Here is a 14,658-nt window from a genome sequence, read left to right as displayed (position 1 = left end):
CCCATGGCCCGTAAACTCGTCACAGACATGTCGACTTGGCCTTCGCTCAGCCTCGAAGGCAATCTTATCGCGCCCGCCATGGTCGCCACCATCGACCGCCGTGAGTCCGCAGAGCAAAAGGAACCCGACTACCGCATCCGCAAGGGCCTGACTATCCGCGAGGAGATCTCGACCGCTTTTCGCGTAGGGCAATCCCATTTCGACGCGTTCGCCAAGATCGCGCATCCGTCGGCTGAAGCGACCCGGCGGTTCGTCCGCGCGTTCCTGCAGGAGACGTTTGGATTTGACGATCTTGCCGCAGCGGATGGCGCAGTTTCCTTCATCGCTGGCCAACGGGTGCCGATCGTAATCGTGCCGCCGTCCGACGAAAAACTCGACCGGCGCAGCCCGACGCTCTCGGTAGATAGATCTCGCTCCCCGGCCTTCGCCCTTCAGGACTACCTGAACGAGCATGAGGAGACGCTTTGGGGTCTCGTGACGAACGGAACGCTTGTTCGCCTGGTGCGAGACAACGCATCGCTGACCCGCCCGGCCTATATCGAGGCCGACCTCGCCCAGATTTTTACCAACGAGGACGCTGCATCCTTCGCCATTCTATGGCTTCTGATCCATCGCAGCCGCTTCGGCGTCACAGGCGCACCGGCCACAGACTGTGCGTTGGAACGCTGGCGGGACGCCGGGTCGCGGGAAGGCGAAGTCGCCCGTGATCGTCTCGCCGTTCAAGTGCAAATAGCGCTCAAGGTGCTCGGCTCGGGCTTCCTCGAGGCCAACCCCGACCTCGCCGCCAAACTGAAATCCGGTGAGGTCAACCTGACCGACTGGTTCAATGAGCTTCTGCGCCTCGTCTACCGCCTGATCTTCCTGATGGTGGCGGAGGATCGGAACCTCCTGCACCCCGAAAACGCTGCGGCACCAGCGCGCAAGCTCTACGCGGATGGCTACGGTCTCACGGCCCTTCGCGCTCAATGCTACCGCGCCGCCTCCTGGGACAAGCATTACGACCGTTACGAAGGCATCAAGATCGTTTTCCGAGCCCTTGCGCATGGGCAAGACGCAATCGCGCTCCCCGCGCTCGGTGGACTCTTTTCGGACGACAAGCTGCCGCATCTCGAAACCGCCCGATTGCGTAACCGCGCCTTCATGGAGGCGCTCTATCGCCTCGCCTGGCTTTCCGACAAAACCGGCATGGTCCCGGTAAACTGGCGCGCGATGGAGACCGAGGAGCTGGGCTCGGTCTATGAGTCGCTCCTCGAACTCCAGCCACAGTTGGGCGATGATGGCATATCCCTAGTCTTCGCTTCCGAGGCCTCCGAGCAGAAGGGCAACCAGCGCAAGACCACCGGCTCCTATTACACGCCCGACAGCTTGGTTCAGGCGTTGCTTAATACTGCACTCGACCCCGTATTGGACAAGACCGAGGCCGAAGCCGACGACCCTGCGGGTGCGCTACTGAAACTCTCCATCATCGACCCCGCCTGCGGCTCAGGCCACTTCCTGCTGGCCGCCGCTCGGCGAATCGCCACTCGTCTCGCCCGCATTCGGGCCGATGGAACGCCCGCGCTGTCCGACTTCCGCCATGCGCTGCGCGATGTCGCGCGGTCCTGCCTGCACGGTGTGGATCGCAACCCAATGGCGGTGGAGCTGACCAAAGTCGCTCTGTGGATCGAGACCGTGGATCCGGGCCTTCCGCTCGGCTTCTTCGACGCGCAGATCCGCTGCGGCGATGCGCTGCTAGGCGTCTTCGACCTCAAAGTGCTGGAGGATGGCATCCCCGACACCGCTTACAAGCCCCTGACCGGCGACGACAAGGACACCGCGAAATACTACGCCCGCGCCAACAAGGATGCGAAAGGCGGTCAGGGCAGGTTGGATTTCACTGGAGGACGATCCCGTTTGCCTGCAATCCGACCTATAGCCACAGAATACACCGGCTTTCGAGCGCTGCGCGAAGATACACTCGAAGATGTCATAACCAAGGATCGTCGCTTTCGTACGATCCGCGAGGGAGACGCATTTCACAAGGCCGAAATGGCTTGTGATCTGTATATCGCAGCCTTTCTTTTGCCGAAGACTGGCGGCGCTCCGACTTCGCGGGGTACTCAGTTGGTCCCTACCACTTCTGATGTCTGGCAGGCACTGGATGACGGGGAGGTGTGGGGCCCGACCGCCGGGCAATCCACCGTTGCACGTCGGGCTCGTGCCTTCCATTGGCCGCTCGAATTCCCGGATGTTATGCAACGAGGCGGTTTCGACGTTGTGCTGGGCAACCCGCCATGGGAGCGCATCAAGCTGCAGGAGCAGGAGTTCTTTGCTGCCCGCTCTCCAGTGATAGCCGGGGCACTAAACAAGGCTGCGCGGGACAGGCTGATTAAGGCGTTGGTCGTGGCACCAGATGGAAGCCCTGAGCGTGCATTGCATGCGGCCTTCACCGCCGCCAAACGTGAGGCTGAAGCCAGCAGCGAATTCGTGCGCGTGGCCGAGAATGAGGGGGGACGCTTCGCCTTGACGGGGCGCGGCGACGTGAACACTTATGCGCTATTTGCCGAATTGTTCGCCAACCTTGCTCGGGGCCGCGCCGGGGTAATTGTGCCGACGGGCGTAGCCACCGATGCCACGACCGCCCCGTTTTTCAACCATCTTGTAAATTCTCGCCGTCTAGTGTCCCTATTCAGTTTCTATGAGATTCGCTTGGTGTTCCCGGCGACAGACGATCGAAATTCGTTTTGTCTGCTGACCTTGGGCTACACCGAGCAGTTGCCCCGGTTTGCTTTCTCGATCCTCCGTCCGGCGGATGCCGAAGACGATAGGCGAGTATTCGAGCTATCGGCTGAGCAAATCAGCGCGATCAACCCCAATACGAAAACTGCTCCAATATTTCGTTCGCGCGCCGACGCAGAGTTGACGGCAAAGATATATCGCAATGTCCCAGTTCTAATCGATGAAAGTAAAGGCCAGCAGGGAAACCCGTGGGATATCACTTTCATGACCATGTTCCATATGTCGAACGACAGCGGCCTCTTTCTTACGACCTCGCAAATGGAGGCTAAAGGATATGCACGAGACGGTAATTGTTGGGTGAAAGATCATGAGCGCTCCCTGCCACTCTATGAAGCGAAGATGATTCATCAGTATGATCATCGCTGGGCTGGTTATGATGAAAGCAGCTCGACATCAGCGGATGCCAGGAGTGAAGACAAAGCTGACCCAGTTTGGGAGCCTCTCCCGCGTTACTGGGTAGCTGAAACAGACGTGACAATGCGTCTGGAATCCAAAGGCTGGAAAAGGCAATGGCTTATGGGATGGCGCGATATTACCAATGCTACTGCCGCAAGTTCAGTGATCGCCACTATATTCCCGAAAAAGGCCGCCAACCACAAACTACCACTATTTTTTTGCAATAGCCGCGAGCTGCTGCAGCATGCCCTTCTTGCCAATATGAACTCACTCACTCTCGACTACGCCGCAAAGCAGAAAATTGCCGGAACCAACCTGACCTATTTTTACCTCAAGCAATTTCCGGTCTTGTCACCAAATTTCTACACGTCGGCGCGACTTGGATTCATCACGCCCAAGGTGCTGGAACTCACATACACCTCTCACTCAATGGCACCATTCGCCCGCGATCTAGGCCATAATGGCGCGCCCTTCCCTTGGGACGAGGTCCGACGGGCTGATCTGCGGGCCGATCTGGACGCATTCTATGCCCGTGCTTACGGTCTGACTCGCGATGATTTGCGCTACATCCTTGACCCCGCCGACGTGAAGGGTTCCGACTACCCCTCCGAAACCTTCCGCGTCTTGAAGGAAAAGGAAATCCGCCAGCACGGCGAATACCGAACTCAGCGGCTCGTCGTCGCCGCTTGGGACCGAATGGAGGCGGACGGGACGTTCAGGGCGTTGGGCCTTACTGCGGGCCAAAGCGTGGATACTGCGGCGCGAACGGTTCAAAGGTCCGCTCTCGTGGACTTAGCGGACGGGGTTTGGGCGCGCGCCTTACAGCAACCGAATGACGCCGGGGCCGCTTTGACGGCTGTCCTGAAGTCCATCAATGGACCAATACCAAGGCGGACTATCCGCCTCGCTACCGCGATTATGTTGGAGCCACACCTTCTGACTTCCTTGATATCCCACGCAAGAGCGCTTGAGTGGCAGCGGTTGGTTGGACAGGAGGCAGAGCCTCGCACAGGCAACGTCGTCGGCTTTGCAGGGCGCACCAACCAGGGCTGGGGCACAGCTGTCTCGAACCATCGCGGGAATGGCCGTCTGATCGAAGACATCTCAGCTGGGACATGGGCATCAGGAATAGGGCTCGATGCGATAGACACCGCTGGCTGGCCGGATGGCCGGGCTCGATTCGTGTTGGAGGCGCTGGCCGAACTCGATCTGGACACAACTGTCACATCGATGCCGGACGAAATCCAAGGGTGGATCGAATATGCCGCAACAGCATGAGATGTTCGAGCTTCCCAAGCTCAGCCTGACTGTTCCCGGAGGCTTGAAAGAGCCACGCCTTTGGGTGAGGCGCCTCGTGATCTGGGAAGCACCCGGCGGCAAGATAGTCCGCGATATCGGGCTTCGGCCGGGGCTCAACATCATCTGGTCGCCAGACGGCGTTGATGAGGAAGGCGCTGTGGCGAGTGCACGCGCAATAGGACACGGAAGTGGCAAGACGCTGTTCTGCCGCTTGTTACGATACTGCCTTGGTGAGCAGCGTTTCGCCGACGAAACCCAGCGGGAAAGCATCGCGATCGCGCTCCCGAACGGCATCGTCGGTGCAGAGGTGATGATCGACGGTGTATGCTGGGCAGTCGTGCGACCATTGGGCATACGGCGTCGGCATGTTGCAATCGCCGACGGTAACCTCGAGGAGATAGCTGCGGGCGATGAGGCGACGACGAGCATCGATCCGTTGATAGAGGCTATTGAGCAAGGCATTGTGACACCGGGCGTTGCGAACCTAGCACGCCTTCCGCCCGGACAGAAGGCTTGGCCGATTGCGCTTGCCTGGTTGACGCGGGATCAGGAATGCCGCTTCGACGATGTTCTCGACTGGCGCTCTCCTGCTTCCGGCTCGGATGCTCCGCTGCCGGCCAGCGGACGCGAAACTGGGCCAAGGCGCGAAGCGCTTCGGGCGTTCCTCATGGCTATCACGGAACAGGAGCAACAAAGCCGGCGCACTGAAGAAGTGCTTCGGACAGATGTTGCCAGCGCTGAGCGAGAAATTTCCAATCTCGAATGGGACATTGGCCGACGCCAGAAACGACTAACAGATAAGCTCGACCTTACCGCGCTGACCCTGCCGGAAATGCCTCTGTTGTTGCAGGTACTTCAGAAATCCGCAGATGAGCGGCTTGCGGCTGCGGCCCAACTCCCGGCTGGTGACATGGCCGAACTAGGCCAGGCTCGTAAGGTCCTTCGCAAGGCGAGTGACGAACTGCGACATACCGAAGATGAGCATAACCGGATCGAGGCTCAAATACCGGGCGAAAAACAGGTTCTAACGCTGATCTCTAGTGAGATACCGGCGTTATCATTCTCGGCGGAGAACGCCACCAGTCAGGTATGCCCGATCTGTGAGGTGCCCATCGACAAAGCTCTCGCTGAGAACTGCAAGCTGTCCCACAAGCTGCACAACGAGACGGAATGCCGAGCACGGCTCGCCTCAAAGCGCCAAGAGATCGAGGAACAGAAGCAGAAGATATCCGGTTTAGAACTTCGGCTGAAAACTCTTCAGCCGTCCATCGCTCTGGGACGGCAGCGTGTCGATCAGGCAGAAAAGCAGGTGCAGGCTATCGAAAATGTCCGGGACGCGCGAGCAGCTGCCTGGCAAGCGGCAACCGGGCTTAAAGAAGGCGTCGAGCGATTTGTAGAGCTGTCGGTCGAAAGAGACGAGTCCCGAAAACGGTTGCGGGGACTTGAAGAGAAGCTTTCCAAAGAACGTGAAATACTTGCAGCTTTCCTCGAGAAGCAGGGACTGACGTTCGGCATAATATCGCGGAAGTTCTCAGCTATCATTCGTCGTTTGGTCAGCGACAATTCGAAAGGGGCGCTGACATTGACAGGTAAGGGGCTGAAACTCATTGTTGATATCGATGGCGACCGTCGTACCGCTGCCATTGATTCCCTGAAAGTGCTGGCTTTCGATCTTGCTTGTCTTTGCCTGAGCGTCGAGGGATCAACGCGCGTTCCCGCATTCGTCGTGCATGACAGTCCACGTGAAGCAGATCTCGGCCTAAGCATCTACGACGAGTTGTTTCAGTTAATGCGCGAGCTCGAAGAGTTCACGGAGACACCAGTTTTTCAATACATCGTGACCACGACGACTCGTCCTCCAAACAATCTCCGTCGCGACCCATGGCTAAGACTTATATTGCGAGGAGCTCCAGGTTCGGAGCGGCTGCTGCAGCGCGATCTCTAGTAAGGATTTGACCAACAGTGCTCGAATTGCCCCAGTCCTTCATAGTCCGTGAGGAATGTGTAAAGGCCGCCTCGCAGAACGGCTTTCGCCGCGTCCTTGGGGAAGAGGCAGGTTGGGCACTCTTCGGCTCGACGACGGCCGAGGGCACGATCCATCTCGGCGCCACAGGAGTGCAAGGGCCTTGGTTTCTCGCGCTTGACCACGTAGGCGTCATTGCGGAATTGGGACTGCCGGCGACCGAGATGCCAGGTCCTGGCCGCGTCCGCCTCACCTTCGACAGCCTTGGTGCTCTCTACGGGATTCTGCGCCGCGTCTATGAACTCACTATTAGCTTGCCAGATGCACCCTTGCGGAAGTTTGAAATACAGATAGCGGACCTGCCTCGGACGACTGAAGTCGAGCGGCTGGCCGTACAGAGGATCGGTCAGGACATCTTTCGCGCAGGTCTGATGGAATACTGGCAAGGAAGTTGTCCTCTTACCGGGATTTCCGACCCAGCCCTTTTGCGCGCCTCACACATCATCCCGTGGGCAGATTGCGAAAGCGATGCTGAGCGACTCGACGTTCACAATGGAGTCCTCCTGTCAGCGCTGTGGGACGCCGCTTTCGACCGCGCGCTCGTAACATTCGATGACGACGGGAGGCCAGTGTTCGCCGCTACCCTGAGCGAACCCGCGCGCGCTGAACTGCGCTGGCGTTCCCCGATCTCCCTGACGGACCAACATCGCTGGCGGCTTGCACAGCACCGTGCCCGAGTGATCACCGACGCAAGTGGATCGGCTTGAGGTCGGCACTGAAAGCGCATGTTTGCACTTGCGTCAAAGACCGAGGGGGTAGTTCTCACCCTGTCACGATTGATGTCGGGGCTTTGAAGCTTAGCGCATTCTTAGAACTGAAAGTTGTCGGACTGCATCTGTGGCCCCCCACGTTCGCCCGACCATACCATGATACCCAGTCGCTTGAAGTCCGAGACGGCAAGCGCTCCACGCTCGTTGCGAGATCTCGAACCAGGTTCGGCCAATCGAGCCACGACAGCTGCAAAGGGTGCCTCCCATATCTCGATCGGGTCAAGAGTGGCACTATGCAGGAGGACCAACATTACGACATCGCAGGGGCCTTCGGATTTGATTTTGCCCATACGTTGACTGCCCGCTATAGCGGGATCAAAGGCGCGGCCTTTGATTTGGACCCGTTCGTATGTTCCGTCAGCAAATCGACGCAACGCATCATAGCCAGGTGTTCGCGGCGGCACTAATTCAAGCTTCAGTATTTCGGAAGCGACATACTCCGCAATTTCCCCTGTGACGCCCAGAGGCTTGCCGGTCAGCTGATAGTACTCGGCCGCTAGAAGCTTTACCTCGGCGAGGATGAACTTCAAGCGGTTTGCCACATGGTCGGTGGACGGGCCAGAAATCTGTTGCACAGTGAGGACATCCCTAGCCATATGTTGATTAATCTCTTGCCGGCATCTTAACGCGACCAATGCCTTGATAAACTGCATGGTCGCAATTCTCACCCCTTAGCGAGCGAGAGTGCGCGATGCCGCAGCAAGTAGACACTCACCGCCGAAGCAACCGTCACGACAAGCTCGGCTTCCTCGAAACGAGGAATACGTCCTTCCTGGATATGCCGCCCCTGTTCAGAGGCGAAACCCCAGAGAGTGTGAAGCGCCCGATCAAGCGGGGCCGGCAAAGTTAGGCGGTTGATGATTTTCCCAAGGGTATCCTTCGTTCCGTCAACCTCGCGGGCGACGCACTCCAGGGCAGCCATCGCATGTTGAATGGCCCCGGTAACATCGGCGGCCGGCCGTCTCGAAATATCTTTGATCGCCTCATGGATTTCATTTGAGGCGGATGGTGTGCCCGCCTCTTTCATCGTGGCCACGGCATCCTCGACAGCAAGGTTGAATGCGTCCGAACCGCGGGCCACAAGTTTTCCGTTCTCGAGCTGCCAGCCGACCCCCAGCTCGCGGAAAACGCCGTTGAGGCGCTCGGAAAATTGCTTCTGGCGCTCCCCGTCATAATCATTTCGCGCTGCTTCGACGTACAACCGTTCGGTAATATCATAAACCTTGTACCAGGGTGCCTCGGCCATGAGATGATGAACCTCATGTTCAACGTTACCCGGAGACCAATTGCCCGGATCTGGGCGTCTAAGCAGCACCTCACAGATAATGTCGCGCATCCCGCTAGGCCCGATTTCGAACGCAAAGCCAAGCATGGTGATCGCCTCCCGGACCACTTCAGGCGCATCCTCGCGTATAGTTATTTCGGCATCCGGCGCTCTATATCCAAAGCGGTCAGAAAATGAACCTTCATTTCCATTCATAGTAGACATCCCTCATCATTGGGTGGCGGATAGGCTGCAGGTCCAGTCTGCCTTATTGATCACTGCAACTCCTTCATGGTCGCACCGCTTAGTTAGCGCTCTTGTTCAGGCTCGCCTCAAGCGAAGAGATGCTGTCGATTACGGCTTCAAATGAGGGCGGGTCGCCGAAGATCATGCCCTGCATAGCCCGATAATCAACGCGAAGTTGTTCGATCATCGCGTTGTGCGGCGCAAGCGCAAAGGAGCCTGGGACAGCGCTGGCGAGATCGAAGTCGGGCCGATTGAAGAACATGCGGGCATGCGCGACGCAATCTTCGCCCAGCGCATTCTCTTTGATGGCGGCGGCCCCAACGGGTGTCGCGACGAGCCGGTGCAGGTCGTAATAATGCCGCGACACCCGCTGGCCGCCACCTTTCAATTCACCACGTGTATCGAACCAGCGCCGCAGCCCATGGAGAATAACGACTTTGTCCCAGAACGTGCGTTCAGGGTCGACCGTCCGGACGGCTGGCACCGTCAGATCGAGTGCGGGAAGATCGTCATCGACATAGGGCTTTATCGACACTTCGCTGTTCGGATCGAGCGCAGATTTCGCTCCCGACTCGATCTTTATGGCTGCCCTCACATAATCCGAATGTGGTGTTGCCGCTGGATACCAGATCAACAAAGTCTGCCCGTCAGGATCGGAGTCGTCGGCTTCGATCCGCGCTTTTGCGGCATCAACACCGGCTGCCTTGAGGCGGTCCGCGAGAACCACGGTTAACTCGTCGCGAAGTTGTCCGTTAATATAGGCTTTGCATGCGTCCTTAATCGCCTCCAGGCGCGCTTTGCGTTTCTTTCCGCTGAGATCCTCAAGTTCCTTGATCGTTGCCGGCTCACCAATGTCGTCTCTAAACACTGTGACATCTATGTCCTCGGAGAAGCGGCTGATTAGACCATAGCCCTTGGATAACGAGGTCCCGCCTTTGAACAGCAGGCGGGGCCCACCGTCTTTCATACCGTTGAACAAGACATCGAGAGTCCAGCAGACCCAAAAGTCTTTTTCTATGTTCTGGGCGGCCGTGCCAAGGCGTTGCGCCGTTGTATCGAAGGCGCTCAACATCGCAGCCTCGCCGGCCGCGAGAACCTCGTCATAAGCTGTATTCATTTCTTCATCGCCTGGGATGGATGACCACGTTTGTTGCTTGGTATTTGTGTCGGGACTAGCTTGCTTTTCGGACGATCATGCTCAGCGCGATGTCCGTCATCATCGTCGTCGCGATGATCGTCGGCATCGTTATCATCATTGCGATTGGTGCTGACATGCCGATCATGATCGCCGGTTTCATCGTCAATGAGCGGCTTGAGAAACATCCACATCCATGTCGGAAGCGCCGTAATCCCTGTTGCTAAATCGGCTTTGATAGCCGCTCCCACAGCGGGATTTTTAAAAAGCTTGGCAAGTTTGCTCTTCACGTGTTCACTCTCTCCTTCGCGGCCTAAAAGATCGCGAAGCCAGTGCAGCGCTTGAACGACGCGCATCGCAGGGCGCCCAGCCCAGAATAACTTGCTGGCGGCAGTCGGACGAAAGGTGATCGTGACATTTCCAAGCTTAATTGGACGCCGACGTGCATCAGTATGAACAACGATTTTTGCTGGGACAGCGTCAGTCAACCCCAGGTCGTTTGCTGCCGTCATGCCATCTACAAGCATCCGAGTCTGGTCGCGACGCCCGACGGCATCAATGACCGAGCGAGGATCAGGTGGGTTGGGTTTCTGGGTCAGCTGGTTGAAGCCAGGCTGGTCGTAGAGGCCACGCTCAATCCGCCTTAGAGTTCCCGCTATTGTTAGGCGCTGCAATGATTTGTCGATGGCGTCACGGTTTGCAAGGTCGATAAAATCGCTCGGAGTCCATACCTTGCGAGGCGCGTCAGAACGCACTCGTTGTAAGATTGCTGCCTTTAGATCGGTCGAGTCTGTCATGTCCGAAATTTGTATATGTATTTCGGACCAATTGCCAGTCCGAAATACATATACAAATTTCGGACAGCGTGTTATCGACGAATGCTGACGGTGAGCTTCGACGGAAATGGCCCCTATCTTGTACGGAGACAAGGCACGCTAGGGAATTTGATCTTATGACCATGATTGGGGCTGGCTCCAGTCCACATAAACCACCAGGCTGAGCAAGCCCGCCCCTTGCTTGTGGGCAAAATGGGGAAAGAGTAACAAACTCTAGCGTTCGAATCCCTGCATCCTATAGTGGCATGCAAAACTTTGGCGGTCGCTATGATTTTTACTCCCCTTGGTCCCGATTTTCCAGAAGATCTGATCAACAGCCTTCTCGAAGGGGACGTGGTTTTCCTGTGCGGTGCAGGCGTCAGCGCCCCTCAACTTCCGAATTTCGAGAACCTTGTCCGTCAGGTCTACGCGAGTGTTGGCGAAGAAAGAACGCCTGCGGAGGAGCACGCCTTCTCGGTCGGCCGATATGAAGAGGCGCTCGGTGCCCTGGCTCGGCGCCTTGTCCGCGCTGATGATGTTATCGATGCGACTGCTGAGATCCTGCGCGTTCCGGCCGAGCCCGATATCACACACCACACGCTGATCCTTCGTCTTTCGCGCGATGGCATCGGTAGACCGGCGGTCGTCACGACTAACTTTGACACGTTTTTCGAACGATCGCTTATGCAGTCATATTCGCCGGAGTTTGCGACCGCCGAGAGTGCCGCGGGACAGGATATTCCTGCGCCTGGAAGCAGCAGGTTCCATGGCATCGTCCATCTCCATGGAAGGCTCTCTGATCCTCAGCTGGGCCTTTCTCAAACCGAGTTGGTGCTGACAAGCGCCCAATATGGCGAAGCCTATCTTCGCGCAGGTTGGGCTGCCCGCTTTCTATTCGACCTGACACGCTGCCGCACACTAATCCTGGTTGGCTATACCGCGAGCGACGCGCCGGTGCGGTATATCCTCAACGTTCTGGAAGGTGATCGTGAACGCTTTTCGGATTTAAAGAAGGTATATGCCCTCAGCTCGACGAATGGGAACGCTGAAGCGGCGGCGGCGCCTTGGCAAGCATTGGCAGTAGAGCCCCTCCTGTTCCAGCCGGCAGAAGGCGACGCCTACGCACCGCTCTGGACAAGTCTCGGCCAACTGGCCGACCTCATTGAAAATCCGGATGGATGGAGACGCGAAACGATTGCCAGGGTCGCGGCGATTACTACCGCGAATGCGGACGAGCACGACAAGCGTTCGCTGAAATGGTCCCTGAGCGGACGCTCCGACCTTTTCGAGCTATTTGTCGAACATTGCGCCGATCCCGAGTGGTTTGAAATCGTCGGACCCGAAATGAAAAAGTTTGGCAATCGCGCAATGGCGTGGATGCTCGCTCGCTGGTTTGCTCGCGAGTGGACGAACCGTCTCCGGTTTGCGACAGCCATGAAATATGCCAATCAACGGCTTGGCAACCTATCAGAGGCTTTGTGGGGTGAACTGGATCGGAACCGCCCCCAAGAAGACCTTTGGGAGAGGGCTTGGCAACTATTGGCGGACAGCGCCGCGGATCGTTCGCACAACAGCTTGGACGATTTCCAATTGCGGCATAGGCTCAATCGCCCCTTCGTAGGAGAAACAGATGTTGGGCGTGTCGTCGAGGCGATCGGACCGCGGCTTCAAATCGAGCATTCGTTTCACGAAGAAGAGCTCCCCGAAACGCCTGGCAGACTCTCTGATATTGCCCGGTTTTCTATGGACGTCGAGCGTCGTGACGTTTTGAGAGACGTACTGGCGTCGCCTGCGGGACAAGCCCCAGACGTCGTGCGACTGCTGCAACGTGCGAGTGAGCGATTGGTCAGCGTCCTTCGGATCGCGCGAAACGCCGACTTGATTGGCGACTCCTATGACACCACGGACTGGGGTGTTCCCTCCGTCACGCGCCATCAACAGAATGCTCACCGTGGCGGATTTGTGCCGCTGACCGAGCTCATCACGGGCGCTCTTCCCACAGCAATACATGTCGACATCGAGACCGTCCGACGCCTTGTTTCAGGCTGGGCGGCAGAAGGCTTCAATCTCCTAACTCGTCTTTGGATGCATGGGCTGACGCATACGACTCTTTATTCTCCCGATGGAGCGATCGATAGCCTGACGACGAGCTCCGACAGGGCATTTTGGTCTTATTCACAAGAGTTCGTCGCAATCACAAGGACGCAACTTGCCGGCGCGAGCGCCGAAGCTATCGCACGGCTGGTTGGGCGGGTTACGGCCGAAGGGCCGCTCAGGTATGAGACTCAACAGGGTGACCAAGGTGACGTTGATTGGCCAGCCCGTGCCCGCGACCGCGAGATATGGCTGCGACTTACCGCGATCGGTGAACGGGCACCTCTGCCCGAGGCAGCTGCGGCGCTCCTTGAGGATATTCGGGTGCGACGCGAATATCTCGCTCGCCAGATCGATGATCGAGATCAATTCCGGGGGTGGAGCTCGGGGGTCAGAGCGGTCCAAGGCAGGACGGCGCGACTGCTTTCTGCACAGCCCAGCGAGCGGCTGTCGATCGCTGATGAGCTCGAAGTCAGCCGTGACATTGAGGACCGCGAGGGATGGCCTGAATACTGCCGCGAGGATCCCACAGGAGCGCTTGCAGCCCTTCGCGCTAGGCCGCTCGATCTTGTGCTTGCGCCCCGTTGGAACACGTGGCTGCAGATCCTTCCTTATCGCCGAGAGGCAGCGAGTGAGGAAACGCTTACGGCGTTACAGCAGGCGATCGATTTGCTAGATGAGGCAATGCCGGAGTTTTTTGCGGCGTTGAGCGGCCCGTTGGCAAATATCGCCGAGCGCGCAAATGCGCTGGGATTGAACGTGCCCGATACTTGGTGGGATCGCCTCTGGCCTGCCGCCGAAACGGAGGTGGCACCAGATTGGGGCGAAGAATGGGAGCTCTACGACAGGGTCATCAACTCGAACGGAGGAGCGCTCGCCGAAGCTTTGCTCCACGCCTTGAGCAATCAAAGGGAAGGTGGGCAGGATTTCCGCATTGAAGACCTCGCGCGCCTCGAACGGATGATCAGGTCGCAGTCATATGCTGGGGACATGGCGCGGGGCGCCTGCGTCCGCTATCTCGGCTTCGTATTCAGCGTTTCCCCACAGATCGTTGAAGATTATTTATGGCCATATATGTCGGCCGAAGACGATGGCGGCGTGAGGCTGCGCGCTGTTCTTGTGGAATATAACAGCTTCACCATCGAAGCGGAGACCGCGTTCTCTGACGTGATCCTTCATGGCATCCGTGAAAGCACGCAAAAGAATGTATCGGCCGCGAACGCAGCCTCCCATCTTGTACGCGCAATTGTCGCCTCGTTCGAAAATCCAGAAGTGCCCCGGGGTATCACGCGGCAACAGGCGCGTCAGACACTTCGTAGCGCATCAAATGATATCCGCACTGGTGCTCTAACCATTATGGGGAGCTGGCTCGAAGAATTTGATGAGCCTGCCCGTGGCGCAGCATGGATGGACCTCTACGGCCCGGCCTTTGCGGCAATATGGCCTCGGGATCGTGCGTATCTTTCGAATGAGGTGAGCAAGGAGGTCGTCGCGCTCGCGGCGGCGACGGGCGACGCGTTTGAGACTGCGGTCACAGCATTGCTTCCCTACATCAGCGTCCTTACGGACGATTGGATCGATCTCCATGATCTCGCAAGAGATAACCATCGACTTGCGAATGCGCATCCTAGCTCAGCACTCGACCTTATTTGGGCAGCATGTAAGCCGCCATGTAACGGCCGGTCTTCAGATATCAATCCGCTCCTGAGTGCCATTGTGACATCGAACCCTGGCCTCGCTGCCGACAGGCGGGTACATAAGCTCAGGTTGAGAGCGGTGGACTACTAAGGCAAAGGAAAAGTCTTGGTCTCATCCAACGCCACCTGCGGCCTTCCGAG

Annotated in this window: 8 protein-coding genes; 4 read left to right on the top strand and 4 right to left on the bottom strand. The window is 57.7% G+C overall.

The genetic code is table 11. The features are described 5' to 3' along the window. The first annotated feature begins 3 nt into the window (after positions 1-3). The 3 genes from HGO38_RS25215 to HGO38_RS25205 are packed head-to-tail and all read left to right on the top strand — an operon-like array spanning position 4 to position 7,203. A complete protein-coding gene (locus HGO38_RS25215; protein ID WP_250958577.1) occupies positions 4-4,452 on the top strand; it encodes an Eco57I restriction-modification methylase domain-containing protein in 4,449 nt (1,482 codons plus the stop codon). After that, the gene (locus tag HGO38_RS25210) at positions 4,436-6,418 is read left to right on the top strand and encodes a chromosome segregation protein SMC (RefSeq protein ID WP_250958576.1); all 1,983 of its coding nucleotides are present in this window, start codon (positions 4,436-4,438) and stop codon (positions 6,416-6,418) included. Before HGO38_RS25215 ends, HGO38_RS25210 begins: the two co-directional genes overlap by 17 nt. Before the next feature lie 17 nt (positions 6,419-6,435). Continuing rightward, complete coding sequence (locus HGO38_RS25205; protein WP_250958575.1) at positions 6,436-7,203, top strand: HNH endonuclease; 768 nt, start codon at positions 6,436-6,438, stop codon at positions 7,201-7,203. A gap of 101 nt (positions 7,204-7,304) precedes the next feature. Here HGO38_RS25205 and HGO38_RS25200 read toward each other — a convergent pair whose 3' ends face one another. From HGO38_RS25200 to HGO38_RS25185, 4 genes are all read right to left on the bottom strand, one after another. Further along, positions 7,305-7,919, bottom strand: a complete 615-nt coding sequence (locus HGO38_RS25200) for a hypothetical protein (RefSeq protein ID WP_250958574.1) — start codon at positions 7,917-7,919, stop codon at positions 7,305-7,307. 11 nt (positions 7,920-7,930) lie between these two features. Further along, positions 7,931-8,746: an AbiJ-NTD4 domain-containing protein gene (locus HGO38_RS25195; RefSeq protein WP_250958573.1), complete on the bottom strand. Its 816-nt coding sequence runs from the start codon at positions 8,744-8,746 to the stop codon at positions 7,931-7,933. An 88-nt stretch (positions 8,747-8,834) separates the two neighbouring features. After that, the gene (locus HGO38_RS25190) at positions 8,835-9,893 is read right to left on the bottom strand and encodes a nucleotidyl transferase AbiEii/AbiGii toxin family protein (RefSeq protein ID WP_250958572.1); all 1,059 of its coding nucleotides are present in this window, start codon (positions 9,891-9,893) and stop codon (positions 8,835-8,837) included. Continuing rightward, positions 9,890-10,708, bottom strand: a complete 819-nt coding sequence (locus HGO38_RS25185; protein WP_250958571.1) for a DUF6088 family protein — start codon at positions 10,706-10,708, stop codon at positions 9,890-9,892. The genes HGO38_RS25190 and HGO38_RS25185 overlap by 4 nt, the downstream gene beginning before the upstream one ends. A gap of 306 nt (positions 10,709-11,014) precedes the next feature. Here HGO38_RS25185 and HGO38_RS25180 point away from each other — a divergent pair, with 306 nt between their 5' ends. Continuing rightward, positions 11,015-14,608, top strand: coding sequence for an SIR2 family NAD-dependent protein deacylase (locus HGO38_RS25180; protein WP_250958570.1), 3,594 nt, complete (start codon positions 11,015-11,017; stop codon positions 14,606-14,608). Positions 14,609-14,658 lie beyond the last annotated feature (50 nt).

This window comes from Rhizobium sp. CG5 (genome assembly GCF_023701945.1).
Lineage (GTDB): Bacteria > Pseudomonadota > Alphaproteobacteria > Rhizobiales > Rhizobiaceae > Allorhizobium.
This window is presented reverse-complemented; position numbering and strand designations above follow the sequence as displayed.

Excerpts from the sequence above, each read along its gene's own strand:
- HGO38_RS25210 (WP_250958576.1), top strand. The coding sequence starts at position 4,436 with ATGCCGCAACAGCATGAGATGTTCGAGCTTCCCAAGCTCAGCCTGACT.
- HGO38_RS25185 (WP_250958571.1), bottom strand. The coding sequence starts at position 10,708 with ATGACAGACTCGACCGATCTAAAGGCAGCAATCTTACAACGAGTGCGT.
- HGO38_RS25190 (WP_250958572.1), bottom strand. The coding sequence starts at position 9,893 with ATGAATACAGCTTATGACGAGGTTCTCGCGGCCGGCGAGGCTGCGATG.
- HGO38_RS25200 (WP_250958574.1), bottom strand. The coding sequence starts at position 7,919 with ATGCAGTTTATCAAGGCATTGGTCGCGTTAAGATGCCGGCAAGAGATT.
- HGO38_RS25215 (WP_250958577.1), top strand. The coding sequence starts at position 4 with ATGGCCCGTAAACTCGTCACAGACATGTCGACTTGGCCTTCGCTCAGC.
- HGO38_RS25195 (WP_250958573.1), bottom strand. The coding sequence starts at position 8,746 with ATGAATGGAAATGAAGGTTCATTTTCTGACCGCTTTGGATATAGAGCG.
- HGO38_RS25180 (WP_250958570.1), top strand. The coding sequence starts at position 11,015 with ATGATTTTTACTCCCCTTGGTCCCGATTTTCCAGAAGATCTGATCAAC.